The organism is Methylobacterium sp. Leaf87 (assembly GCF_001422775.1).
GTDB lineage: Bacteria > Pseudomonadota > Alphaproteobacteria > Rhizobiales > Beijerinckiaceae > Methylobacterium.
On the sequence record NZ_LMMI01000001.1, the window covers coordinates 341,090 to 365,930 of the forward strand.

The 24,841-nt window shown below is 72.4% G+C and carries 24 protein-coding genes; 15 read left to right on the forward strand and 9 right to left on the reverse strand.

The genetic code is table 11. The features are described from left to right. Window positions 1–59: 59 nt before the first annotated feature. Window positions 60–1,133: a tartrate dehydrogenase gene (locus ASF22_RS01550; protein WP_056260806.1), complete on the forward strand. Its 1,074-nt coding sequence runs from the start codon at window positions 60–62 to the stop codon at window positions 1,131–1,133. 102 nt (window positions 1,134–1,235) lie between these two features. Here ASF22_RS01550 and ASF22_RS01555 read toward each other — a convergent pair whose 3' ends face one another. Further along, on the reverse strand, window positions 1,236–1,538 hold the full coding sequence (locus ASF22_RS01555; protein ID WP_056260808.1) for a hypothetical protein: 303 nt from the start codon (window positions 1,536–1,538) through the stop codon (window positions 1,236–1,238). 169 nt (window positions 1,539–1,707) lie between these two features. Here ASF22_RS01555 and ASF22_RS01560 point away from each other — a divergent pair, with 169 nt between their 5' ends. Next, window positions 1,708–1,995, forward strand: a complete 288-nt coding sequence (locus tag ASF22_RS01560; RefSeq protein ID WP_056260809.1) for a hypothetical protein — start codon at window positions 1,708–1,710, stop codon at window positions 1,993–1,995. A gap of 76 nt (window positions 1,996–2,071) precedes the next feature. Here the strand turns inward: ASF22_RS01560 and gspG are convergent, their stop codons facing one another. Continuing rightward, window positions 2,072–2,518 (reverse strand): type II secretion system major pseudopilin GspG, encoded by a 447-nt coding sequence (gspG, locus tag ASF22_RS01565; RefSeq protein WP_056260811.1) that lies wholly within the window; start codon window positions 2,516–2,518, stop codon window positions 2,072–2,074. A 164-nt stretch (window positions 2,519–2,682) separates the two neighbouring features. On the opposite strand from gspG, the gene ASF22_RS24695 reads away from it, so the two are divergent. The 3 genes from ASF22_RS24695 (at window position 2,683) to ASF22_RS01580 (ending at window position 4,650) form a co-directional block, all read left to right on the forward strand. Beyond that, window positions 2,683–3,648: a hypothetical protein gene (locus ASF22_RS24695; RefSeq protein WP_244474177.1), complete on the forward strand. Its 966-nt coding sequence runs from the start codon at window positions 2,683–2,685 to the stop codon at window positions 3,646–3,648. A gap of 6 nt (window positions 3,649–3,654) precedes the next feature. After that, on the forward strand, window positions 3,655–4,182 hold the full coding sequence (locus ASF22_RS01575; RefSeq protein WP_056260813.1) for an A24 family peptidase: 528 nt from the start codon (window positions 3,655–3,657) through the stop codon (window positions 4,180–4,182). A gap of 117 nt (window positions 4,183–4,299) precedes the next feature. Beyond that, window positions 4,300–4,650 (forward strand): 4-fold beta flower protein, encoded by a 351-nt coding sequence (locus ASF22_RS01580; protein ID WP_056170479.1) that lies wholly within the window; start codon window positions 4,300–4,302, stop codon window positions 4,648–4,650. Between the two features lie 42 nt (window positions 4,651–4,692). Here ASF22_RS01580 and ASF22_RS01585 read toward each other — a convergent pair whose 3' ends face one another. The 4 genes from ASF22_RS01585 to ASF22_RS01600 form a co-directional block, all read right to left on the reverse strand. Further along, window positions 4,693–5,067: a YciI family protein gene (locus ASF22_RS01585; protein ID WP_056170483.1), complete on the reverse strand. Its 375-nt coding sequence runs from the start codon at window positions 5,065–5,067 to the stop codon at window positions 4,693–4,695. A 139-nt stretch (window positions 5,068–5,206) separates the two neighbouring features. Continuing rightward, on the reverse strand, window positions 5,207–5,530 hold the full coding sequence (locus tag ASF22_RS01590) for a hypothetical protein (RefSeq protein WP_156398846.1): 324 nt from the start codon (window positions 5,528–5,530) through the stop codon (window positions 5,207–5,209). Between the two features lie 153 nt (window positions 5,531–5,683). After that, a complete protein-coding gene (locus ASF22_RS01595; protein WP_056260817.1) occupies window positions 5,684–7,015 on the reverse strand; it encodes an aspartate aminotransferase family protein in 1,332 nt (443 codons plus the stop codon). A 97-nt stretch (window positions 7,016–7,112) separates the two neighbouring features. Beyond that, window positions 7,113–7,838, reverse strand: coding sequence for an OmpW family outer membrane protein (locus ASF22_RS01600; RefSeq protein ID WP_056260819.1), 726 nt, complete (start codon window positions 7,836–7,838; stop codon window positions 7,113–7,115). Window positions 7,839–8,191: 353 nt separating this feature from the next. Here ASF22_RS01600 and ASF22_RS01605 point away from each other — a divergent pair, with 353 nt between their 5' ends. The 9 genes from ASF22_RS01605 (at window position 8,192) to ASF22_RS01645 (ending at window position 19,765) form a co-directional block, all read left to right on the forward strand. After that, window positions 8,192–9,508, forward strand: a complete 1,317-nt coding sequence (locus ASF22_RS01605; RefSeq protein ID WP_056260821.1) for a GGDEF domain-containing protein — start codon at window positions 8,192–8,194, stop codon at window positions 9,506–9,508. A gap of 795 nt (window positions 9,509–10,303) precedes the next feature. After that, window positions 10,304–12,316, forward strand: a complete 2,013-nt coding sequence (locus tag ASF22_RS24465; RefSeq protein ID WP_056260823.1) for a WecB/TagA/CpsF family glycosyltransferase — start codon at window positions 10,304–10,306, stop codon at window positions 12,314–12,316. Between the two features lie 7 nt (window positions 12,317–12,323). Next, window positions 12,324–13,877 (forward strand): hypothetical protein, encoded by a 1,554-nt coding sequence (locus ASF22_RS01615; protein WP_056260825.1) that lies wholly within the window; start codon window positions 12,324–12,326, stop codon window positions 13,875–13,877. Between the two features lie 186 nt (window positions 13,878–14,063). Beyond that, complete coding sequence (locus ASF22_RS01620; protein WP_056260826.1) at window positions 14,064–15,401, forward strand: MFS transporter; 1,338 nt, start codon at window positions 14,064–14,066, stop codon at window positions 15,399–15,401. Between the two features lie 10 nt (window positions 15,402–15,411). Continuing rightward, the gene (locus ASF22_RS01625; protein WP_056170508.1) at window positions 15,412–16,536 is read left to right on the forward strand and encodes a metallophosphoesterase; all 1,125 of its coding nucleotides are present in this window, start codon (window positions 15,412–15,414) and stop codon (window positions 16,534–16,536) included. Between the two features lie 54 nt (window positions 16,537–16,590). Then, window positions 16,591–17,859, forward strand: coding sequence for an arsenic transporter (locus tag ASF22_RS01630; protein ID WP_056260828.1), 1,269 nt, complete (start codon window positions 16,591–16,593; stop codon window positions 17,857–17,859). Window positions 17,860–17,936: 77 nt separating this feature from the next. After that, the gene (locus tag ASF22_RS01635; RefSeq protein WP_056260830.1) at window positions 17,937–18,866 is read left to right on the forward strand and encodes a DMT family transporter; all 930 of its coding nucleotides are present in this window, start codon (window positions 17,937–17,939) and stop codon (window positions 18,864–18,866) included. 378 nt (window positions 18,867–19,244) lie between these two features. Further along, window positions 19,245–19,475, forward strand: a complete 231-nt coding sequence (locus ASF22_RS01640) for a hypothetical protein (RefSeq protein ID WP_056088527.1) — start codon at window positions 19,245–19,247, stop codon at window positions 19,473–19,475. A gap of 23 nt (window positions 19,476–19,498) precedes the next feature. Further along, window positions 19,499–19,765: a BrnA antitoxin family protein gene (locus ASF22_RS01645; protein ID WP_056260831.1), complete on the forward strand. Its 267-nt coding sequence runs from the start codon at window positions 19,499–19,501 to the stop codon at window positions 19,763–19,765. 57 nt (window positions 19,766–19,822) lie between these two features. On the opposite strand, the gene ASF22_RS01650 is transcribed toward ASF22_RS01645, so the two are convergent. After that, a complete protein-coding gene (locus tag ASF22_RS01650; protein ID WP_082483444.1) occupies window positions 19,823–20,374 on the reverse strand; it encodes a YaiI/YqxD family protein in 552 nt (183 codons plus the stop codon). Beyond that, entirely contained in the window at window positions 20,371–21,444 is a 1,074-nt protein-coding gene (locus tag ASF22_RS01655) for an adenylate/guanylate cyclase domain-containing protein (protein ID WP_056170519.1), read from the reverse strand. The genes ASF22_RS01650 and ASF22_RS01655 overlap by 4 nt, the downstream gene beginning before the upstream one ends. A 242-nt stretch (window positions 21,445–21,686) precedes the next feature. Between ASF22_RS01655 and ASF22_RS01660 the strand changes: the two genes are divergently transcribed. Then, a complete protein-coding gene (locus tag ASF22_RS01660; protein WP_056260834.1) occupies window positions 21,687–22,526 on the forward strand; it encodes an aldo/keto reductase in 840 nt (279 codons plus the stop codon). Window positions 22,527–22,617: 91 nt separating this feature from the next. Here the strand turns inward: ASF22_RS01660 and ASF22_RS01665 are convergent, their stop codons facing one another. After that, complete coding sequence (locus ASF22_RS01665; protein ID WP_056260836.1) at window positions 22,618–24,813, reverse strand: transglycosylase domain-containing protein; 2,196 nt, start codon at window positions 24,811–24,813, stop codon at window positions 22,618–22,620. Window positions 24,814–24,841: the final 28 nt, after the last annotated feature.

Consider the following 24,841-nt stretch of genomic DNA (forward strand, 5'->3'; position numbering starts at 1 on the left):
GGCAAGGCACCGCCCCACCGTCCTATCGTGCGGCCCGCCTGCCAGGGAGACCCGCACCCATGACCAATCGCCGCTATCGCATCGCCGTCGTGCCCGGGGACGGCATCGGCAACGAGGTCGTTCCCGAGGGCGTGCGCGTCCTCGAGGCGGCGGCCCGGCGCCACGGCTTCACCCTCGACCTCGACTGGTTCGATTTCGCCTCGTGCGATTACTACGACAAGCACGGGCGGATGATGCCCGAGGATTGGAAGGACCGGATCTCCGGTCACCGGGCGATCTTCTTCGGCGCCGTCGGCATGCCCGCGCGGGTGCCCGACCACATCTCGCTCTGGGGCTCGCTGATCCAGTTCCGGCGGACCTTCGACCAGTATGTCAGCCTGCGCCCGGCCCGCCTGATGCCGGGGGTGCCGTGCCCCCTCGTCGGCCGCAAGCCCGGCGACATCGACTTCTACGTCGTGCGCGAGAACACCGAGGGCGAGTATTCCAATGCAGGCGGGCGCATGTTCGCCGACACCGACCGGGAATTCGCCATCCAGGAAACGATCATGACCCGCCACGGGGTCGACCGCATCCTGCGCTACGCCTTCGATCTCGCCCAGACGCGGCCGAAGAAGCATCTCACCTCGGCGACGAAGTCGAACGGCATCTCCATCACCATGCCGTACTGGGACGAGCGCGTCCGGGCCATGGCCGGACACTATCCGGACGTGCGCTGGGACCAGTACCACATCGACATCCTGGCGGCGCATTTCGTGCTGAACCCGGACCGCTTCGACGTGGTGGTGGCCTCGAACCTGTTCGGCGACATCCTGTCGGACCTCGGGCCCGCCTGCACCGGCACCATCGGCATCGCGCCGTCGGGTAACATCAACCCCGACCGGAGCCAGCCGTCCCTGTTCGAGCCGGTGCATGGTTCGGCGCCCGACATCTTCGGCCAGGGCGTCGCCAACCCCATCGGGCAGATCTGGTCGGGCGCGATGATGCTCGAGCACCTCGGCGAGACGGCGGCCGCGGCCGAGATCGTCTCGGCCATCGAGCGGGTCCTCGTCGAACCGGCGCTCAGGACGCGCGACCTCGGCGGCTTGGCGACCACGGAGGCCTGCGGCAAAGCCGTCGCCGACGCCCTCGGCTGAGGCGCCGAGGCCCCGAACGGGGGATGTCGGCGCCTCGGTCGAAGGCGAGGCATCGGCGGGCCCCTGAACCGCCGTCCCGGATGCGCGATCCGGGACGAGGTCCTAGCGGTTGCCGAGGGAGGGGCCGCCGGACGCGCCGCCGGTGCCGGGCGGGCCGCTCGTCGGCGTGCCGCCGACGTTGACGCCGGGGGTGCTGCCCGGGACCGAGGCCGGGCTCGGATTGCCGACGACGTTCGGGGCGGGGCGAAGGGGACGGTCCTTGGCTTGCAGCCCCTCGTCGGGCTCCAGGGCCGGCGTCATCACGCCGGTGTTGCCGGCGCCCCCCGTGGGCGCCACGGGCTGGGCCAAGGCGGGGCCGGCCGCGAGAAACGCCGCGAGGGCGGCGGTGAGGGCGATGCGGGTCATGGAAGGCCGTTCGTTCGGTGGCGGGTGGTCACGCAACAGTCGAGACACCCGAGAGTTCACGGGCCGCCGCCGGAACCCGGTGGACCCAGGTGCGGTGGACGCGGGTTCCGAGGATCCTCGGGTCCGGAGGCCAGTTGTCGGGCCGGCGCGGGGCTGGCATGGTCGCGCCATGGCCACGTCCCCACCCCCGCGCTATTCCGCCGCCGAACTCATCGAGGAGCTGCGCGAGGCGGCCGAGGAGATCGCTCCCGAGCTCAACGGCATCCGGCCCGAGGAGACCCTGGAGGGCGAGGCGGCCCAGACCCTCGAGGAGATGGCCGACGCGCTCCGGCGCATCGCCGCCGGTGCGCCCCAGCCCCAGGCCCTGGCCCGGGCCGCCCTGGAGGCCAAGGCGCCCCTGAAGCCGTTCGGCAAGCCGAAGAACACCGTGGTGAAGATGCAGAAGCCCCGCCGGTAGGGGGCCCCGCCCAGCGGGCCGCGACGCGCCGCCCAATGGGCCGCGGCGCCCCGCCCGGCGCACCGCGAAGCCCCGCTCAGCGGGCCGCGACGGCGTTGGCTTCGCCCGACAGGCCGGCGAGGCTGCGCGCCGTGACCTCGAAGGGGGCGTTGCCGAGGCCGGGGGAGCGGTAGAGGTAGGGCTGGCCCCACGGGTCGGTCAGGCCCTTGGCGTCCCGCACGTAGGGCCCGCGCCAGGCGACGCTGCCGGCGGGTGGCGCCACGAGGGCGGACAGGCCTTCGTTCGTCGTCGGATAGGTGCCGAGGTCGAGGAAGTAGAGTTCCAGGGCCTGGCCGATGTTCTTGATCTGGATCCGCGCGGTTTCACCCTTGGCGCGGCCGAGGTAGCCCAGCACCTGTGGGGTCACCATCGTGGCGATCATTCCGATGATCGCCAGGACGACCAGGAGCTCGACGAGGGAGAAGCCGGCTTCCCCGGGGTTGGGCTCCCCGTCGTCGCGGATCGATTGCGTCTGTACTTCCATCGTCCCAGCACCCTTGAAGCTATAGGCTCAATCTGCCGGAACTTCATGAAGACTCTGCTGATCGACACGGATACCGATTGCTTAAGTTTTCCCGTTATAGTCCCCGATGAGAGATGGGCGGCGGACGAGTTGTCTCCGGCGGGCCGGGAGGACTTCCAGTGCGGATGCGGACGGATCAGGGGCGCCCCGTGGCGATCCGTGCCCTCGTGGGGGCCTGCACCGGAGCGGTCTGCCTCACGGTCTGCGGGCCGGCCCTGGCGGATGCCCTCGTCATCCCGCTACCGCTCAGGATTCCCCTGCCCGAGCCGCTTCCGCACGTGCGGCTCCTCACCCTCCTCGTCGGCCTCCACCTGATGGGGCTCTGCTTCGGCCTCGGCGGCGCCACCATGCTGGATTTCTGGATCCTGCGCTGGATGCGCTGGGGCGGCATGCCGGCCGAGATCGAGCGCACCTTCCACTTCATCAGCAAGGTGGTGGCGGTCGGGATCGGCCTGCTGTGGCTGTCGGGGCTCGGCTTCCTCGCCCTCTACGCCATCGAGGCCCCGGAGAAGCTCGAGAACCCCAAGCTCTGGGCCAAGGTGGTGGTGGTGAGCGTGCTGACCGTCAACGGCCTGATGATCCACGCCCTCGTGCTGCCGGGCGTCCTGCGCGACGTGCGCCGGCCGATGCTGCACGGCGTCTCCCGGGGCCGCACCGCCGTGTTCCTGGTCTCGGGGGCGGTCTCGGGGGTGTCGTGGTACACCGCCTTCGTCCTCGGCCTCATGCGGGAACTGAACGGCGGGGTCGCCTTCGGCCTCCTCATCGCGCTCTGGCTCGCCGCCGCCGTCGCCGCCTCCCTCGGCGCGGGCCTCCTGTGGAAGAAGCTGGGCCGGCCGGGCCGCCGCGCCGCCTTCCTGGAGATCCTCGAACCCGAGGCCGATCCCCTCGCCACGGTGCAGGACGCCGTTCCTCCGCAAGCCTCGCGCTTCTCGCAAGCCCCAACCGTCTCGCAAGGCCCGTCTCTTTCGCAAGGCCCGTCCCTTTCAGAAGGCGGCGCTCCCAAGCGTCGAATTCCCGAGCGGGCGGCGGCACCGCGCATTCCCCCCGGCCAGTTCGTCACCGTCGGCCGGTCCCCGGCCACGGCGGCCTGACGCCGCGTGGTCCCCTTCGACACGCCGCTGATCGTGGCCCTGCTGCCCCTGCCTATCACCGTGGCGGTGGCGGTGATCGACGGGCGCCGGCGCATCATCCCGAACCGTCTCAACTTCGCCCTGCTGGGCCTCGGCCTCGCCGTGACGGCGGGGCGGGCGCTGGATGGCAACTCGTCGGCGGTTTCCTGGGCGGTTTCCTCGGCGGTCTTCTCGGCCCTGGCGCAGGGCCTCGCGACGGCGGGCCTCGCCTTCGCCGTCCTGTGGGCCGTGCGCGCCGCGCATGCGCGTCTCCGCGGCCGCGTCGGCCTCGGCCTCGGCGACGTGAAGTTCATCGCCGCGGGCGCTGCCTGGACCGGCCTTGCCGGCCTGCCCGCGATGATCCTCGCGGCGAGCGTCCTGGCCCTCGCCATCCTGGCCGTCGCGGCCCTGCGCGGCCGGTCCATCGACGGGGCGACCCGGTTGCCCTTCGGCCCGTTCCTCGCCGTCGGCCTCCATGCGGCCCTGCTGATGCAGGCGTTCGAGGCCCTGCCCTGACGGGGACCGGCCGGGGCGCCGGTTGTCAAAGGCCGCCCGAGCCGTCAGGCTGACACGCACGGTCATCCAGTCCCGGCGCCCGGAGGCGCATGACGGAGCCAGGATGAGGATTGCCGAATGATCGAGTTGTTCGACCGTGAGGGTCGCGAGACCGCGTTCTGTCGCGACGGTCAGTCGATCTATCTCTGGAACGGCACGCCGGCGGCGTTCATCGATGCGGACGAGGTGTTCGCCTATTCCGGCCGCTCCATCGGCCTGGCCAGGGATGGATGGATCTGGGACGAACACGGCGAGCGGCTGCTGTTCGAGTTCGACGCCGTGGGTGGACCGGCCAAACCCAAGCGCCGGACCAAGACGGCCGCCGGACCGCGCCGCGCGAACCCGGCGCGCGGCATCCCCGTGCGGATGCCGACGCGGCCGGCCCCCTCGGCAGCATGGTCCCGCCACGCCTTCGCCGACCTGATCTGACCCGCCCGGCTCACGCCCCGGACCGTCAAGCCAGCCAAGCCGTCACGCCGTTGCGGCGGCGGCGAAATCCGCCTCCTCGAACAGCGGCCGAATCTCGATGGTGCTCGGGCCGGGCATCGGGTTGGGGCAGCGCCGGACCCAGGCCACGGCCTCGTCGAGGCTGGCGACGTTCCAGATCCAGAACCCGGCGACGAGACTCTCGGTGTCGGCGAACGGCCCCTCGGTGACCGTACGGTCGGGCCCGTCGAAAACCACCCGCCGCCCGCGCGCGGACGGGTGCAGGCCCTCGCCCGAGAGCAGGATGCCGGCCTGCATGAGCTCCACGTTGAACCGGCCCATGGCTTCGAGCAGCTCCAGGGACGGCATGGTGCCCGCCTCGCTGTCGGCCGTCGCCTTGACCAGGATCATCACGCGCATCGATCGCTCCCCGTAGACGGGCCGGTCCGTCTCCCGCGAGGTTAGGCCGCGGGTGCGAAAAGCGAAAGCCGCCTTTGGGCGGAGACGGGGCGGCCGAGCCGAGGGGCGTCGGCGGGCCCGGCGAATCGCGCCCGCGGGCTCAGGCGACGTTGCGGCCGGCGGCGGGCCTGCCGACGCGGGGCGTTCCCGAAGCGGACCGGCCGGCGGCCTCCCGGGCGCGGTCGTGCACCTCCAGGCTGCGCAGGGCCGCCACCATGGCGTCGGTGCGGTCGTGGAGATCCGGCGGCGCGGCCGCGCGCGCCGCGGCGGCGGCGTTGCGGCGGGCGAGATAGAGGGCGGCCGCGAGGGCGGCGAAGCTGCCGCCGAAAGGGGCGGACACCACGGCGAGCGCTATGCTGGTGGGCGCCACGGCGGCGGCCGTGCCGAGCCCCGCCGCGATGGCTACGAACATCAAGGGGAACATCGGTGCCTCCGGCAGTCGGGAAGACTGCCCGAGGCGGCAGGTCCCGGCCACCATTCACCCGCCACGGGGTTACCGAAGGGTAAACGCGCGGCCTACCGCTTTCGGGGGGCCCCCAGGCGGGGAGGCCCGGGGGCCCTCGGACCAGCTGGACCCTCATGCCACCCGCGCGATGGCGTCGCCGAGGATCGACACCATGGTGTCGATCTGCCCTGGCTCGACGATGAGGGGCGGCGACAGGGCGACGATGTCGCCGGTGACCCGCACCAGCAGGCCGCGCGCGAAGCAATCGACGAAGACGTCGTAGGCCCTGGCCCCCGGCGCGCCGTCGCGGGGCGCGAGTTCGATGCCGGCGACGAGGCCGAGGGTGCGGACGTCGATGACGTGGCGCGCGTTGGCCAAGCCGTGCACCGCCTCCGCCCAGGTCTCGCTCAAGCTGGCGGCGCGGGTGAGGAGACCCTCGCGGGCGTAGATGTCGAGGGTGGCGATTCCGGCCGCGCACGCCGCCGGATGGCCCGAATAGGTGTAGCCGTGGAAGAGCTCGATGGCGCCCTCCGGCCCGTGCATCAGGGCGTCGTGGACGGCGCGCGCCGCGAACACCGCCCCCATGGGCAGCGCCCCGTTCGTGAGGCCCTTGGCGGTGGTGACGAGGTCCGGCACCACGCCGAAATAGTCCGTGGCGAAGGGCGTGCCGAGGCGGCCGAAGCCGGTGATGACCTCGTCGAAGATCAGCAGGATGCCGTGGCGGGTGCAGATCGCGCGCAGGCGTTCGAGGTAGCCCTGCGGCGGGACCAGCACGCCGGTGGAGCCGGCCAGGGGCTCGACGATGCAGGCCGCGATGGTCTCGGCCCCGTGCAGCGCCACGAGGCGCTCGAGGTCGTCGGCGAGCTCCGCCCCGTGCGCGGGCTGGCCACGCGTGAAGGCGTTGCGGTCGAGGTCGTGGGTGTGGCGCAGATGGTCGACGGCCGGCAGCAGGGGGAAGACGCGGCGGTTGTTGACGAGGCCGCCCACCGAGATGCCGCCGAAGCCGACGCCGTGGTAGCCGCGCTCGCGTCCAATGAGCCGGGTGCGGGTGCCCTGGCCGATGGCGCGCTGGTAGGCGAGGGCGATCTTCAGGGCGGTGTCGACGGATTCCGACCCCGAGCCCGTGAAGAACACCCGGTCGAGACCCGCATCGGGCCCGCCCGGCGCGATGGCGGCGAGGCGTTCCGCGAAGTCGAACGCGATGGGATGGCCCATCTGGAACGAGGGCGCGAAGTCGAGGGTGGTGAGCTGGCGCTCCACGGCCGAGGCGATCTCGCGCCGTCCGTGACCGGCGTTGACGCACCACAGGCCCGCCGTCCCGTCGAGGACGCTGCGTCCGTCCGTCGCCGTGTAGTGCATGCCTTGCGCCGCCGCGAGCATGCGGGGCGCAGCCTTGAACTGCCGGTTGGCCGTGAACGGCATCCAGTAGGCGTCGAGTCCGGGGGCGTTCGCGCTGGCGGGCATGCTGGTCCTCTCGTGTCGGAGCGAGATGACCCGGGTTCGCATCCGCGAACAAGATCTTTTGCACCGCCCAGTCCGCCGGACGGCGCCGTGGCACCCGTCAGAAACGGTAGCCGAGCCCGGCACCGAGGACGAGCATGTTCAGGTCGGTCTTCACCTTGACCCCGGCGATCTCGTACGCGACGGGCGGCACGAAGACGTACTTGACCATGACGTTCGCGAACCAGTTACCGGTGAGGTGATGGTCGAATCCGGCCTGGAGCAGCGGGCTCGTCTGCGACGGCACCGTGAAGGCCGAGATTCCCGGAGCCGGACGGACCGCGACGGGCGTTGTCGCGCTGACGCCGACGCCGAGATACGGATTGAAGCGCGCGCCCGGCAGGAAATGGTACCGCACCACGCCGGAGACGGCCGCATTCCAGATCGATCCGATCGCGATGTCGCCGACGAGCGAATCCCGAATCATCGGCCTGGTCCGGATCGCCCCGGCCTGCCCCGAGACGGCGATGTGATCGGTCAGGAAATAGGACAGGTCGACATCGGGCAGGAGGGCGGCGGGCGTGTCGATCCGGCCGCCGATGGCCTCGATGCGCGAAGTCCGCTCGGTCGGCACCATGCCGATGATCCGGCCGTGCACGAGCCAGTCCCCCGCCCGCAGGCCGACCGCCGCCGGGAGGGGCTCCACCGCCGGCTCGGCGCCGTGCGCCGCCGTGCCTGCGAGGCACAGGGCGGCCGCGAGGGACAGGACGCGGGCCCGCGAGAGACCGCGCTCGACGAGACCGCCTCCGACGAGGGGAGCGATGGACGAGGTCTCGAACGTCGACATGGGCGTGCTTTCGGGGGTCCATTCCGCAGGGGGAGTCCGGCGGTCACCGGAACGGGCGGGACCCGGCCGTTCCGGGGGCGCAGTCTCGCGATGCGCGCCCAGCAAAAGTCCTATGACGGGAAACTTTCGAAACCCTGACTTGCATGACTAGATTCAGAGTTGATCTCTGAGTCGTCCGACTAGGAATTCATTAGAGTTTCGCGTGCAAACTCAGTCGAACAGAGAGAAATCCAGTTTTCGCTTTCTCCAGCGTAGCGGCCGATCGAGTTCGAGATCTTTCTTGGGGGCAAGGCGACGGGCGCCGGGTTCACCAGGTATCCGTCGGAGCAGGTCGCTCAAGAGAACCGTGCGTCATGTTGCTCGACCTTGCCACACTGCATTTCGCCAGCGCCGCAAGTCGATGCGCCTACGTGATCGTCTTCCTCGTCATGGCGCTCAGCCAACGTGGGCAGACCTATCTGTGGCAGTGGATGGGGGCCATGGGCGCGTCGATGGCCGGGTCGTTCGTCATGATGGGCGTTCCACCCGAGACCCTGCCGTCGGTTCCCGTCACGATGGTGGTGTACTGGCTCTACGGTGGAAGCCTCGTCCTCGCCTGGACGGGGTTTCGCAGCTTCTTCGGCCGGCCGGTGAACATCGGCCTCGGCGTCCTCCTCTGCGCCCTGCCGGGCCTGGTCTATCCGGCCATCCTCGCCGCCGGCCTCTCCGGCCGGCTGGCGCTGACCGGCGTCTTCGCCTCCTGCCTCGTCGTGGCGCTCCTGTCGCTCCACGAAACCGTGCGCCGGACGGCCGGAATGGCACGGCTGTGGTCGCAGTACATCGAGACCCTGGCCTTCGCCTGCTACACCCTGGCCTTCCTGCTCTCCATCGCGATGCTGCTCGGCACCGACATGCCGATGGCCTCGGCGGAGAGCGCCCGCGGCTCCCTCATCCTCGATCAGATCACCGGGGTCTTCGTCTATTTCGGCTTCGTCGCCATGGCGGCGGAGCGGGCCAACCGCAATCTCCTCCGCCTCGCCGAGACCGACCCGCTCACGGGCCTCTACAATCGTCGCGGCCTGCAGCAGGCCCTGCAGCGCCGCGTCGCGTCCCTCGACGGGCGGTCGCCGGCCGGCCTCCTCATCGCCGACATCGACCACTTCAAGGCCATCAACGATCGTTACGGCCACGAGAGCGGCGACCTCGTCCTCACCGCCTTCGCGAAGCGGGTGCGAAGCACCTTGCGGGCGACCGACATCGTGACCCGCTGGGGCGGCGAGGAATTCCTGGCCGTGCTGCCCGGGGTCACTCCACAGGAAGTCGCCGCCATCGCCGAGCGCCTTCGGGCGAGCATCGCCGATCAGCCGTTCCCCCTCCGCAGCGGCCCCCTCCCGGTCACGGTGAGCATCGGCACCGCCACCCTGAATCTCGGCGACGACAGCTTCGAGCGCGCCACAAAGACGGCCGACGCCGCCCTGTACGAGGCCAAGACCCAGGGCCGCAACCGGATCTGCGCCGGCTCGTCCCCGCCGGATGCCTCGTCCCAGGACGCCCTATCCCGAGACGCCATATCCCGAGACGCCACAACACCGGACACCACGCAGCACGGGGCCGCCGCCCAGGACGCACCCCCGCCGGGCGCCCTCAGGCGGCGCGCGGATAGCGTCCTCGCCGAACCCCACCCGGCGTGAGCCTTTCCCCGCCGGGAAGGGGTTCGGAAACCGTTGCGGGCGCAGAGCGGGTCCGCGTCGGCCGGCCGGCGCTTCCCCTCGCCGAGGTCCTCGACGTGAAGCGGGTTCCGAGACGCAAGACCGCAGACCGCCCACACGACACCGGGCGGGGCCCGCCCGTCGCGGCCGACGCCGCATGTGGCGTCGGGAGGGCATGGGTGGCCGACGCCGCATGTGGCGTCGGGAGGGCATGGGTAGCCGGCGCGGCACTTGCAGTTCCCGCTCGCCCCCACCCGCCCCTTGCCCCGGAGCGGGACGGGGTGCCCCCCGCACGGAGCACGAGACGTGAGCCTCGACAGACCGGTGCCCCGGACCATCCGGGCGACTGGTGCCCCTTCTCCCTCACCGGACGGCCGCAGCGCCGGCGCCAATGCCCTAGGCGAGGCTTCGCCGGGGGCAGGGCCGCCCCGTGGCGCAGCGGAGGCCGGCGCCTCCCGCGGGGTCATGGCGGTACGCGGCCCCGGAGCGGTGATCCGAAACGGGATCGTCCGCGGCGCCGGTCGGGCGCGCGGCGGCGGGCCGATGGATCGTTTCACGCCCATCGTTGGCGTTTCGCGGGGTTTCGACGCAGAACCGGAGGCCACGCCCACGCAACCTGTCGAGGCCGCCCGCCGCGATGAAAGCCTGACGATGCCCCCGATCGCGCCACCACCAGGTTCCCCTCCGGGGGGGACAGGCGCCCCCCTGGGGGGGGCAAGTGCCCCTCCGGGAGGTGTGAGTGCCCCTCCGGGAGGTGTGAGCGCCCCTTCGGGAGGTGTGAGCGCCCCCCTGTCCGTGGACGGTCAGTTCATCAACGTCGCGAGCCTCGCCGGGGCCGTGGCCACCGTGCGGGCGCGCGCCGCCACGGGGCACGGCTTCACGTTCTTCACCCTCAACCTCGATCACCTCGTCAAGCTGCGCGACCATGCGGGCTTCCGTGACGCCTACCGCGCCGCCACGTTCGTCAGCGCGGACGGCTGGCCCGTGGCCCTCCTGGCCGGGCGCGGCGCGTCCCGCCGGGACCCGCCCCCCGTGCGGGTGACCACCGGCGCCGACCTCGTCGTTCCCTTGTGCGCCACGGCCGCCGCCGACGGCGTGCCCGTGTACCTGTTCGGCGCCACCGCAGAGAGCCTGGTCGAGGCCGCCGCCGTCCTGCGAATGGCGAGCCCGAACCTCGACATCCGCGGCTGGCACGCCCCGCCCTTCGGCTTCGATCCCCTGTCGCCGGCGGCCGACGCGGATGCCGACCGGATCGCGGCGTCGGGCGCGCGCCTCGTCTTCGTGGCCCTCGGTGCGCCGAAGCAGGAGCTGTTCGCGGCGCGCGCCGCGATGCGCCACCCGGGGCTCGGCCTCGTCTGCGTCGGCGCGGCCCTCGATTTCCTCTCCGGCGCCCAGGTACGGGCGCCGCGCCTCGTCAGGACGGCGCGCCTCGAATGGCTGTGGCGGCTGGCGCATGCCCCGAAGGCCCTGACCGGACGCTACGCGCGCTGCGCCGCCCTGCTCTTCAGCCTCACCACCCTCGAGCCGGCCCTGCGGAGGCTCGGCCTCGGCCACGGGCCTGACGACGGCCCGGACCCGACCGGCCCACCGTGCCACAGCCTGTGCATCATCGACACGATGGACCCGCGCAGTGCGGAGACCGGCCGTGTCGCGGGCTGGATCCACCGGATCCTGCGCCACCGCCCGGCGGATGTCTCGGTGCTGTTCGTCGGCACCGACGCCGTCGGCGACTGCGCCCTCGGCGTGGTCCGGCCCCTCGAACGCGACGGGCGGCCCTTCGACTTCCTCCCCGTCGCGCGCAGCCGGGGCGACGATGCGCCCGCGGGGCCGGGCCTCACCCTGCGGGTCGGGCTCGGCACCCTGCGCCATCGCCGGGCGATCCGGCGCGCCCTCGGGCCGGGCCCCGCCACCGCCGACCTGCACCGCTTCGGCCTCGCCCCCCTGGCGCGGCTCCTCGGCCTGCCCGCCATCCAGACGATCCACGGCGGCGACCGGGGGGAGGCCTCGGACCGGTCGTCCGGCTTCGTCCGCACCCTCGGCGAGCGCTTGGCCCTGCGCTGGGCCACCGCCATCGTGTGCGCGGACCCGGCCGTGGCCCGGCGCATGGCCGCGCGGTTTCCCGGGGACCTGCCGAAGGTCGAGCCCCTCGACGGCGCGGTCGAGCCATGCCTGCCCCGGGCCCACCCCTTCGCCTGCGACGACGGCGTGTTCCGCCTGTTCGCCGCCACCCCCGATGCCGGCGTGGACCCCACCCTGGTCGTCGCGACGGTCCTGGCCCTGCGCGCCCGCCTCGAAGGCCGGGTGGCGCTCCACCTCGTCGGCACCGGCGACCCGGACTCCTGGCCGGGTTTTGCGGCCATCCGCGACATCACATGGCGTCACGACGGGGCGGACGCGGACGGCATCGCCCGGATCCTGGCCCCGTGCCATGCCGGCCTCGCCGTCGCGTTCTCGCAGGACAGGCCAGGCCTGCTCCTCGCGGGACTCGCCGGCGGACGCCCCTTCGGGGCACTGCGCCCGGCCGGGTCGGAGGCCCTCGAAACGGTGGAGGCCCTCGTCGACGCCGGCACCGGCGGCTTCCTGGTGGAGCGCGGCGCCGATACCAGTGCCGCGGCGGACCGTCTGGCCGAGCGGTTCGTGCGGCTGTGGGACGCGATCCGCCAGGGGCGCGTCGACCCGGAGACGCTCCACGCCCGGGCCGCGTACCACGTGGTCGCGGGCCGGCTCGGCCGGCTGTTCGCCCGGCACCGCGCCGCCCAAGGCACCGCCCTCGCCGTGACCGCGGCCTGAGCCCGCGATGGCGCGCGCGATCGCCCGGACCGTCGGTGTTCGCCTCGACGGGCATGCGCCGCGCCGCTGGCACCTGCGCCTCCTCGACGCCCTCGCGGCCCTGCCGGGGCTCGACCTCTCCGTCTCCCGCGCGCCGGGACCGGGCGGCCTGCCGGACAACGCCGCCCTGCTGTTCGCCGTCGAGGCCCGCCTTCGGCGCCTGCCCGGCGGCGGCCCCGCCGCGCCGGTTCCGCTCGCCGCCCTCGCGGCCTATCCGGATCTCGGGCCGACCGGCCTCGTCCTCGACCTCTGCGGCGACGTCGCCCCGGCACCGGGGCGCCGGATCTGGCGCCTGACCTTCGACGGGGCCTGCGGGGAAGCCGCCCTCCTCGCCGCGCTGCTGGCCGGGCGCGCGCCCGTCGCCGCCCTGAGGGAGACGGAGCGCGTCGTCGCCGCCGGGTGCCTCGGCACCGAATCCCTCACGGTGATGCGCACCGCGTTCGAGGACGGCCTCATTCGCACCGTCGACCTGATCCGCGCGGCGCTGATCGGCGAAGAGCTGGGCGAGAGCGGTTGCGCGCCCGGCGCGTCGCTCCGGATCCCCGAGCCGCCGGCTCCGACCGACCTGACCGTCGCCGCCATCGGGGCCCGCGCCGGCGGTCTCCTCGCCCGCGCGGTGGCGGGGCACCTGCATCGCCTGTGCTACCGGGCGCCGCATTGGCGCGTCGCCTGGCGCCCCCTCGCCGGCCCGGACCTCGTCGATCTGCGCCAGGTGCCGGGGGGCTGGCGCGACCTGCCCGACGACGGCCTGCGCTTCTACGCCGATCCGTTCCCCCTGGTGCATCGCGGCCGCACGATCCTGTTCCTCGAGGAATACCCCCACGCCACGGGAAAGGGCGTCGTCTCGGCCGTGGCCTTCGGCCCGGACGGCCCCGAGGGCGTGCCCGTTCGGGTGCTGGAGGAGGCCCACCACCTCTCCTACCCGTTCGTGTTCGAACGCGACGGCGCCCATTGGATGATCCCCGAGAGCGGGGACAACGGCACCGTCGACCTCTACCGGGCCACCGCGTTTCCCGGCGGCTGGGTCAAGCACGCGACCCTGATCTCCGGCGTGACCGCGAGCGACGCGACCCTCCTCGAGCGGGACGGGCGGTGGTGGCTGTTCGCCAGCGTTCGCGCGCACGGCCCCGGCGAGCCCCCGCGCGCGGCGCGGGGCGCCTATTCGGACGCGCTGCACCTGTGGTCGGCGCCGGATTTCCGCGGGCCGTGGACACCGCATCCGCGCAACCCCGTCCTCATCGATTTCGGGGCCGCGCGCCCGGCCGGCCGCATCGTCCTGCGCGACGGCGCCCTGATCCGCCCGGCGCAGGATTGCCGGCGCGGCTACGGCGAGGCCCTGTCGCTGGCCCGCATCGACCGCCTCGACATGGCGGGCTATGCCCAGACCGTGGAGACCACCCTGCGGGCCGGGGCGGGCTTTCCCGGCCACCGGTTCCACACCCTCAACCGCACCGACGACTTCGAATTCGTCGACGGATCGGGCGCCGCGCCGCGCCGCTGGTTCAGGCCCCGGTCGTCGTGAGTCCGGCCGGCCGCGCGCGGCCACGCCTCCCGGGTGTACGAAACACACGATAATTTAATCCGCCGCCCCGGAACCGAATTCGTCACCGCGGGATTTGCGAGCGCTGGTCAAGCTCGGCCTCACGCCGAACCGTGCCCCGCCCCCCCGACGAACTCACGACGTCCGCGACGTCAGGAAGGGCTCATCATGTCAGAGCCGCACACCTCCGGCGGCGCCGTCGTGCGCACGCCCTCGGCCCGATCCCTGCGCGGACTCGACGCCCTCAACTTCTTCCTCGCCGACGTGCGCGACGGCCTCGGGCCGTATCTCGCCATCTACCTCATCGCCGTGCGGGGGCCGGACCAGGGCTGGAACGAGGCCACCACCGGCCTGATCATGACCATCGCGGGCATCGCCGGCCTCATCGCGCAGACGCCGGCCGGCGCCCTCATCGACCGGACCAGCGCCAAGCGCGCCGTGGTCATCGCCGGGGCCATCGCGGTGACGGCGAGCTGCCTCCTCCTGCCGTTCATCTCGAACTTCTACCTCGTGGCCGCGACCCAGTCGGTGGCCGGCATCGCCGGGGCGATCTTCCCGCCGGCGCTCGCCGCCATCACGCTCGGCGTCGTCGGTCCGAAGATGTTCGCCAAGCGCATCGGCCGCAACGAGGGCTTCAACCACGCCGGCAACGCCGTCTCGGCGGCCATCGCGGGGGGCACGGCCTACTTCTTCGGCCCCATCGTGGTGTTCTGGCTCATGGCGATCCTGGCCTTCTGCAGCATCGGCGCCATGCTGATGGTGCCGGCCGACGCCATCGACGACGACCTCGCCCGCGGCCTCGACCACGGCGAGGGCAAAGCCAAGTCGAGCAAGGCCGAGGCCGCTGGCGAGGAGCCTTCGGGCTTCACCGCGCTCCTGAAGAACAAGTACCTCGTGCTGTTCGCGGTGTTGGCGGCCCTGTTCCACCTCTCCAACGCGGCGATGCTGACCTCCGTCGGCCAGCTGCTGACCAAGCTCTCGGGCAAGGACAACGCCACCTCGCTCATCGCCATCTGCATCGTGGCGGCGCAGCTCGTGATGGTGCCGGTGGCGGTGTTCGTCGGCGCCAAGGCCGACGCCATCGGCCGCAAGCCGATCTTTCTCGCCGCCTTCGGCGTGCTCGCGGTGCGCGGCGTGCTCTACACCCTGTCGGACAACCCGTTCTACCTCGTCGGCGTCCAGCTCCTCGACGGCATCGGGGCCGGCATCTACGGCGCCCTGTTCCCCCTCGTGGTCGCCGACCTGACCCGCGGCACCGGGCGGTTCAACGTCTCGCAGGGGGCGGTCGCCACGGCCCAGGGCCTGGGCGCCGCCCTCTCGGCGACGCTGGCCGGCGTCATCATCGTCTCGGCGGGCTATTCCACGGCCTTCCTGGCGCTGGCCGCCATCGCGGCCGCGGGCTTCGCCCTCTACCTCTTCGCCATGCCGGAGACCTACGGCTACGAGCCCGGCCGCCACGACGCCTCCGGCGGGGGCGCGGCGCCCGTGCCGGCCGCGGCGGTCTAGGCGGGTTTCCATGTCGGCCCGCGACGACCTCCTCGCCTTCGCGCATATCGGCGACCTGCACCTCACCGAAGCGGACGCGCCCAACGCCCGCGACTTCACCGCCATCGTGGACCAGATCAACGCCGCCGACGGGCTCGATTTCGTCTACCTGCCGGGCGACAACGCCGACAACGGCACGCCCGCGCAATACGCCCTCGTGCGCGCGGGCCTCGACCGGCTGCGTCTGCCGGTCCACGTGATCACCGGCGACCACGACGTCGAGGGCGGCAGCCTCGACGCGTTCCATGCCGGCCTCGACGCGCGGCCCCTGCCCTACGCCATCGACGTGTCGGGCCTCCGCTGCCTGTTCCTCGACATGAGCGGCCCCGGTTCCGGCGGACCCGACTTCCGCCTCGGCGAAGCGCAGCTCGCCTGGCTGGAGCACGAACTGGTGCAGGCCGATCGGGAAGCCCGCGACTGCGCCCTGTTCATGCACACCTACCCGGCCGACCTCGCGGGCGACGGCGAGGCGGAGCGCGTGGCGCACCTCGTCTCGAACGGGCGGGTCCGCCTCGTCGAGATGGGCCACACCCACTACAACGAGCTCGCCAACGACGGTCGAACGGTGTTCGCCGCCACCCGTTCGACCGGACAGATCGAAGAAGGCCCCGTGGGCTACGCCGTCGCCGCCATCGACCGGGGCGTGGTGAGCTGGCGCTTCAAGGACCTGGTCCGGCCCTGGCCCTTCGTCCTCGTCACCGCCCCGGCCGACCGCCGCCTCGCGCACGACGCGGCGCATCCCGAGCACATCGTCGGCGAGACCCTCGAGGTCCGCGCCCTCGTCCTCGGCGCGGCTCCCGTCGCCGCCTGCAGCGTCAGCGTCGACGGCGGTCCCTGGCAGGCGATGGTTCGGGCCGAGGGCGACCGGCGCTACCGGGCCCGCATCGCCTTCCCCCACCACGCCCGCCGCCTCGTGGTGCGGGCGGAGGACGCGGCCGGCGGCACGGACGAGGATGCCGTCGAGCCCGCCCGGGATGCGGCCGGCATCCCGGTCTCGAAGGGCCTCGGCAGCGATGCCGACGCCGTCGGCGCCTGGCCCGAGAAGGGGATCCTCGGCACGCAGCTCGGTCCCAACCGTAACGGCCGGCCCTGGTAGGCACCCGCCCGACCCCCACGCCGCCTCCCAGTGCCTCGACGGACCAGCCCGATCATGTTCGCTCTACCGATGACGCCCCATCTCGCCACCTGGATCATCGCCGGGCTCGCCACCCTCGGGGTGATCGTGCGTCCGTTCGCGTGGCCCGAGGCCGTCTGGGCGGTGCTGGGGGCCGCCGCCCTCGTGCTGCTCGGCCTGATCTCGCCTGAGACCGCCTGGGAGGGCGTGCGCAAGGGCACCGACGTCTACCTCTTCCTCGTCGGGATGATGCTGATCTCGGAGGTCGCCCGGCAGGAGGGACTGTTCGACTGGCTGGCGAGGATCGCGGTGCGGGCCGCCGGGGGTTCGGCCACCCGGCTGTTCCTCCTGGTCTACCTCGTCGGCACCGTGGTGACGGTGTTCCTTTCCAACGACGCCTGCGCGGTGGTGCTGACCCCGGCGGTCTACGCCGCCACCAAGGCGGCCCGGGTCGAGAACCCGCTGCCCTACCTGTTCATCTGCGCCTTCATCGCCAACGCGGCGAGCTTCGTCCTGCCGATCTCGAACCCGGCCAACCTCGTCGTCTACGCCACCCACATGCCGCCGCTGATGCAGTGGCTCGCCCGGTTCGCCCTGCCGTCGGCCCTGGCGATCCTCGCCACCTACGCGGTCCTGCGCCTGACCCAGAACGCGGCGCTCAAGGCGCAGACCGTGGCGCGGGACGTCGAGGCGGTGCGGCTGTCGGGCACCGGCAAGGTCGCGGGCGCCGGCATCGTCGCCACGGCGGGCGTCCTGCTCGCCGCCTCCGCCTACGGCCTGGAACTCGGCCTGCCGACCTTCTGCGCCGGCCTCGCCACCACCCTGGTGGTGCTGGCCATCAAGCGCGGCGGCGCCGTCGACGTGGTGAAGGACGTGTCGTGGAGCGTGCTGCCCCTGGTGGCCGGCCTGTTCATCCTCGTCGAATCCCTGGAAAAGACCGGCGTGCTGGCGATGATCGTCGCCTGGCTGAAGGCGGTGGCCGAGGCCTCGCCCGGACAGGCGGCCTGGGGCGGCGGCCTCTTCGTCGGCGTGCTGTCCAACGTCGTCAACAACCTGCCCGCCGGCCTCATCGCGGGGGCTGCGGTCCAGGCGGCGGACGTGTCCGAGCGGATCGCCGGCGCCATCCTCATCGGCATCGACATCGGCCCGAACCTCTCCGTCACGGGGTCGCTCGCCACCATCCTGTGGCTCACCGCCATCCGCCGCGAGGGCCAGGACGTGAGCTTCTGGCGCTTCCTCAAGCTCGGCCTGCTGGTGATGCCGCCGGCCCTGATCCTGGCGCTCGCGGGCCTCCTGCTCGTCTGATGGCCTGCGTCCTGTGGGACGGCCTCGGCTCGTCCGACCGCCTTCCGCTTCCTCGAACTCCCGCCCCAAGGCCGCCCGTGAACCCCGCCCTCCTCTATCCCTTCATCCTCGTCGCGGGCGTCCTCCAGGCGCTCGGCAATTCCATGAACGCGCAGCTGCGCGGCCGGCTGGTGAACCCGTGGCTCGCCGCCACGGTGTCGTTCCTGCCCATCGTGTTCGTGTTCGCGACCCTGTTCCTCGTGATGCCGACGCCGCTCCCGACCCTCGAGACCCTCGGTAAGATGCCCTGGTACGCGCCGCTCGGCGGCGTCGCCGGCGCGGTGGCGGTGTTCGGCGGCCTCGCCTTCATCGACAAGGTCGGGGCGGGCCCCTTCAACGGCCTGACGCTGACGGCCAACATCCTGGCGTCGCTGGCCATGGACGCGTTCGGGCTGTTCGGGCTCCAGGCCGGCGGGTTCAAGGTGATGCCTTGGCTCGGCGGGCTGCTGATGGCGGTGGGCGTCGTGTTCATCGCCCGCACCACGGCGGACAAGGAAGACGGCAAGGCCGAGGGGCACGGCCTCAACCCGAAGCTGCTCTATCCCTTCATCGTCGGCGCCGGCATCCTGCAGGCGGTGGGCGTCGTCTGGAACGCCGGGCTGCGCGGCGCCCTCGTGAACCCGTGGCTCGCCGCGACGGTGTCGTTCCTGCCCGTGGTGTTCGTGTTCGCCCTCGTCTTCCTGCTGCGGCCGACGCCGCTGCCGACCCGGGAGGACGTCGCCGGCGTGCGCTGGTGGATGCCGCTTGCCGGCATCACCGGCGCGGTGGCGGTGTTCGGCGGCCTGCTGTTCGTCGACAAGGTGGGGGCCGGCGCCTTCAACGGCCTGCTCATCACGGCGAATCTCCTGACCTCGGTGGCCCTCGATCATTTCGGCTGGGTCGGCATGCGCCAGGTCAAGGCCGGGCCGTCGCGGCTCGGCGGCGCCGCCCTGATGGTGGCGGGCATCGTCCTCATCTCACTGTTCTGACCGGGACGCCCCCGGTAGAGCGGCAGGCGCGGCCCGTGCCCGGCCGCGCCTGCCGCTCGACCAGGAAACGCGAAAGGGCGGGCGGATCACGCAGATTCGTCCTGTTTTCGTCGCCGAACGTGCGGTTTAAGTGCGGATAAGCACCGGGACCATTGGCCTTTTCCGGCCGCACCGTGCTAAACGGAACCATCCCGCCTGAAGCCGATCCGCGCGAAGGTGTGTGGACTAGCCCCTCCGCCGCGCGACCGTCGCCCATGCGCGGTCCATCCGGTGCGTGTCGTGGCCTCGACGGTCGCAGAGCCGCGCGCGTTCCTCGCGCTGCGGCCCGCCCTCGCAGCCGTGCGCGATCCTTCAGGAGGGGTCGAGGATAGGAATGCAATGAGCGACGAGACCGACGCCCGGACCCGATCCGAAGAGCGTGCCGAGCGGGCCGAGCGGATGGCCAAGGAAGGCGCCGAGGCCATGGCCGAGCATATCGCCTCCGTCAAAGCCGTCGACGAGCGCACCGTCAAACTGCGCGCCCTGCGCCTGGCCAAGGAAGCCGCGGACGCGGAAGCCAAGGCCGCGGCGGCCGCCGCCGCGCCGCCGAAGCGCAAGCGCTCGTCCTGAGACCCGCGTCGGAGGATCGACCCATGGCATTCGAGCGCTCCCGTCGTCCGAGCGACCCCCGTCAGGCGGCCGAGGCCGCCTTCAAGGCCGCGACCACCAAGTCCCCCGAGGCGGCGCCCGCCGCACCGGCCCGCCCCGCCCCGACGTCCCAGGCAGGCCCGGCCGTGCCGGGTGCGCGCGAGATGGTGACCCTGCGCCTCGACCGCGCCGTGCTGGAGCACTTCCAGAAGGACGGCCCCGGCTGGCAGGACCGCGTCAACGCCGCCCTCAAGGCCGCCGTCGGTCTCTGAGGGTTACCGTCGGCCTCTTAGGTTACCGTCGGCTTGTGAAGGCGGCCTTCGGCCTCTTTAGGCCGACGCCGGGCCCTGGCCGAACCCGCCGCGCTTCAACCGCATCACGACGCGGTCGAGGGTGCCGAGATAGGCCGAGCGGTCGCGGGCCGAGAACGGCTTCGGGCCGCCCGTGATGGCGCCGGCCTCGCGCAGATCCTGCATCAGGTTGCGGGTGGCGAGCGCCATGCCGACGGAGTTCTCGCTGAACGGCTTTCCCGTCGGCGCGATCACCTCGGCGCCGGCCTTCACGCACCGGGCGGCGAGCGGCACGTCGGCCGTGACCACGATGGCGCCGGGCCTCGCCCGCTCGGCGATCCAGTCGTCGGCGGCGTCGAACTTGTCGCTCACCACCACGCGCTCGATCCAGGGTTCCCGCGGCACCTGCAGGAAGCTGTTGGCGACCACCACCACGGTGAGGCCGTGGCGCCCCGCCACCCGGTAGGTCTCGTCCTTGACCGGGCAGGCATCGGCATCGATGTAGACCACGATCGTGCGGGCCTCGTTCTCCGAAGTCCCGTTCTCCGAAGTTCCGTTCTTCGGGGCATCGTTCTCCGGCGCGTCGCTCATCGGGCCGCCACCGTGCGGCGGGGGAGGACGACCGGTTCCGTCCGCGTCACCGGCACGATGCGCTCCAGGGTCGAGACGTTCATGGGCTGGCCGCGTCCGCGCAGGGCGTGCGCCCCCAGGGACCGGGCGGCGATGCCGGCCGGCAGGTAGGGCAGGCGCGCCAGGAGATCGTCCGACACGAGGATCTCGGTGCCCAGCGGCCGGCACAGGGATTCGATGCGGGCGGTGACGTTCACGGCGTCGCCGAAATACGCGATCTTGTGGCGGTCGACACCGACTTCCGCCGTGACCACCGAGCCGCCGTGCAGCGCCGCCCGCAGGCGCGGCACCGTGCCGAATCGCGCCCGCCACGCCTCGGCCTCCGACTCGATCCGGTCCATCACATCGAACACGCAGGCGACGCAGCGCGCGTTCTTCAGGCCGCGCGCCATGGGCCAGGTGATCATCGCCATGTCGCCGATGTAGTCGTCCGTGGAACCGCTGTTGCGGCGCACGGGCTCGGCCATGGCGGCGAAGACGGCGCCGAGATAGGCCTGGGCCGTCAGGTCGCCGTGGGTCTCGGCGAACGCCGTCGAGCCGACGACGTCGAGGAACAGGAAGATGCGCTCCTCCCGCACCGGGCGGTGGTAGCGCCCGACGAGGAAGTTCACGAACACCTCGCCGCCGATGAGATCGCGCATGCGGATCACGAAGACGAGGAGCGCCGAGACGGCGAGGCTGTAGGCCAGCACCCGGGGGGTGATCTTGATCGCATGGGAGAGATCGTCGTCGGTGAGCCCGAGCGACCAGACCACGAGGCCGCCGAGGGCGATGCCGGCGGCGATCATGAGCACGTAGGCGAGTTCGGCGGCCGGCACGTAGAATTTCGCCGGCAACCGCCGCATCCGCACCTGGAGTCCGCCGAGGATCAGGCCCCGGTCGAAGGCCAGGGTGGTGGCGCCGACGCACAGGCCGTAGGCGAGCCCGGCGAGCGGCGTCGCGCCACCGGCGAACAGGACGTTGTAGAGCAGGCCCGCCCCGCCGCAGGCAACGAGGATGAGAACCCAGAACCAGCGGTGCTGCGGCAGCATCAGGCGTGATCCGGGATGCGGAAGGTGTGGCGGGATTCGGCGCGGGACGGGAACGGAGCGGCACTGCCCACGGGACATCCCTCGCGATGGTGCCGGCGCCACGCGGGCGGCGCTGTCGAAGCGGAACCGTACGCCCCCTGCACACCGTCGCATGATGGCGCCAGTATGGCCGCGCCGCCTCGGCTGCGTCGAATGCCGCCCGGCCGCGTTGGGAATGGACGCAACGGGGAAAGGTCGGGACGATGAGGCAACGCGGGTTCGGCGGCACGGGCCGCGACGTGGCGGTGATCGGCCAGGGCACCTGGCGCCTCGACGACGACGACCGCGCCCGGGCACTGGCCGCCCTTCGCGCCGGGCTCGATGCCGGCATGACCCATATCGACACCGCCGAGATGTACGGCGACGTCGAGCCCCTCGTCGCCGAAGCCATCGCGGGCCGGCGCGAGACCGTGTTCCTCGTCTCCAAGGTGCTGCCGTCGAACGCCTCGCGCGCCGGCACCATCGCGGCCTGCGAGCGCTCTCTCCAGCGGCTCGGCACCGACCGCCTCGACGGCTATCTCCTGCACTGGCCGGGCTCCCACCCCCTGGAGGAGACGATCGCGGGGTTCGAGACCCTGAAGGCGAGCGGCAAGATCCTGTCCTGGGGCCTGAGCAACTTCGACGTGGACGGCCTCGATGCGGTGCTGCACCTCGCGGGCCCCGGGGCCATCGCGTGCAACCAGGTGCTGTATCACCTGCAGGAGCGCGCCATCGAACACGCCGTCGCGCCGTGGTGCCGGCGCAACGGCGTCGCCCTGGTGGCCTACTCGCCCTTCGGCAGCGGGGCTTTCCCCGATCCCGGCAGCCGGGGCGGCCGGGTGCTCGCCGGCATCGCCGAGGCCCACGCCACGACCCCGCATGCCGTGGCCCTCGCCTTCCTCACCCGCCACGACGGCGTCTTCGCCATCCCCAAGACCGCCTCGCGCGAGCGCGCCGTCGCCAACGCGACGGCCGGCGACCTCGTGCTCTCGGCCCCCGAGATCGCCGCCCTCGACGCCGCGTTCCCGCGCGGGCCCCGCCCGCGCCATCTGCCGATGCTGTAAGGTCGGTGGAGAAAGGGCGCATGGAATGCACCCCGGGGACGCCGGTTCTTCGCTATCGTGATCCCCATCGACAGGGTGCCGGACGCCCCCGCTACTCCCCGACCCCGAACAGCTTCTCGAGGAAGTTCCGGTCGTCCTGGCTCGGGCCGGCGCGACGCGGGGCGGCGGCGGCGACGCGCGGGGCGGGTTGGGGCTCGCCCAGCAGGGCGCCGAGGACGCCGCCCGGTCCCCCGGTGGCGCCCGTGGTGGCCGGGGCCTCGGCGGGGGCGCGGTTGCGCCAGCTCTTGGCACCGGGCAGCATCACCGGCGTCTGCCCCTTGAGCGCCGTGGTCATGTAGGCCTTCCAGACCTCGCCCGGCAGGTTGCCGCCCGAGACCTTCTTGGTCGACTCGCCGTCGTCGTTGCCGAGCCAGACCCCCGTCACCAGGGTGGCGGAGTACCCGACGAACCAGGCATCGCGAAAGTCCTGGCTGGTGCCGGTCTTGCCGGCGAGATCCCAGCCCGGCACCTCGGCTTTCTTCGCCGTGCCGGTCACGAAGGTCTCGTGCATCATGGCGTTCATCATCGAGACGGCGTTCGGCTCGATCACCCGGCCGAGGCCGCCGTCTTTCCGCTTGTAGAGAACCTTGCCGTCGGCCGCCTTCACGCTGGCGATGACGTACGGGATCACGCCCGTGCCGCCGTTGGCGAAGGTCGCGTAGGCACCCACGAGTTCCAGCGGCGTCACCTCCGAGGTGCCGAGCGCGATGGAGCCGTTGGCCTGGAGCGGCGACGCGATGCCGAGGCGCTGGGCCGTCTGCACCACGGTCCTCGGGCCGACCTCCTGGCCGAGGCGCACGGCGACGGTGTTGAGGGAGAGCGCCAGGGCGTCCCGCAGGGTCACGGGCCCGCGATAGTCCCGCGAATAGTTCTCGGGGTTCCAGCCCTTGATGTTGACCGGCGCGTCCTCCCGCACGGTGTCGGGGGTCAGGCCGTGCTCCAAAGCCGCGAGGTAGACGAACGGCTTGAAGGCCGAGCCCGGCTGGCGCTTGGCCGTGGTGGCGCGGTTGAACTGGCTCTGGGCGTAGTCCCGCCCGCCCACCAGGGCGCGGATCGCCCCATCCGGCCGCAGGGAGACCAGGGCGCCCTGGCCGACGTTGAACTTCGCGCCCTTGAGGTTGAGCTCGTCCACCAGGGCCTTCTCGCCCGCCGCCTGCAGGGTGGTGTCGACGGTGGTGGCGATCACGATGTCGGATTCGAACTTCGGCAGGAAGTCGTCGAGCACGTCCATGACGAGGTCGGCGACGTAATTGGCCGAACCGCCGCCCCGCGCGCCCGCCGGCCGGGCCGGTTGCGCCAGCGCCGCCTTCACGTCCGCGGACTTGGCGAACCCGAGATCCTCCATGGCGGCGAGCACCTGGGCGGCGCGGGCCTGGGCGGCGGGCAGGTTGCGGTTCGGCGCCAGTCGCGACGGCGCCTGGACGAGGCCGCCGAGCATCGCGGCCTCCGCCAGCGTCACGGCCTTGGCGGGCTTGCCGAAGTAGCGCTGCGCCGCCGCCTCGACGCCGTAGGCGCCGGCGCCGAAATAGACCCGGTTCAGGTAGAGCTCGAGGATCTCGTCCTTGGTGTATTTGTGCTCCAGCCACAGGGCCAGGATCGCCTCCTGGATCTTTCGCGAGGCCGAGCGCTCGGGGGTCAGGAACAGGTTCTTGGCGAGCTGCTGCGTCAGGGTCGAGCCGCCCTGCGACACGCCCCGGCGGGTGATGTTCTGGGCCATCGCCCGGGCGATGCCCACGGGATCGACGCCGAAATGCGCGTAGAAGCGCCGGTCCTCGATGGCGACGAACGCGCGCGGCAGGTACGGCGGCAATTCCTTGATGCCCACCACCCGGCCGCCGGTCTCGCCCCGGTTGGCGAGCAGCGAGCCGTCGCTCGCCAGGATCGCGATGTTGGGCGGGCGCTTGGGCACCGCCAGCTGGTCGATGGGGGGCAGCTGCGAAGCGTGGTAGGCCACGAGCCCGGCGATGCCGATGCAGGCCCACAGGCCGAGCACCACGCCCGCATAGACGAAGCGGCCGAGCAGCGAGCGCCGCCGGGCTTTTCGCGGGCGCGCCTTCGCGGGCGCCGCGGCGCGCTCCGGTGCCTCGGCGCGCCGTCCCTTGGTCTCGGTTGCCCGTCGTGCCACGCCGCCCCCTGCGCGATCGGCCCGCGACAGGCGCAGGTCGAGGCTGGCCGGGTCCGACGCGCGCCCCTCGGGCACGTCGAAGTTCGGCTCACCCCGCCCGTCGCGTCCGCGTCCCTTCGCCATGCGCCCCGCTTCAGTCCCGAACAATCCC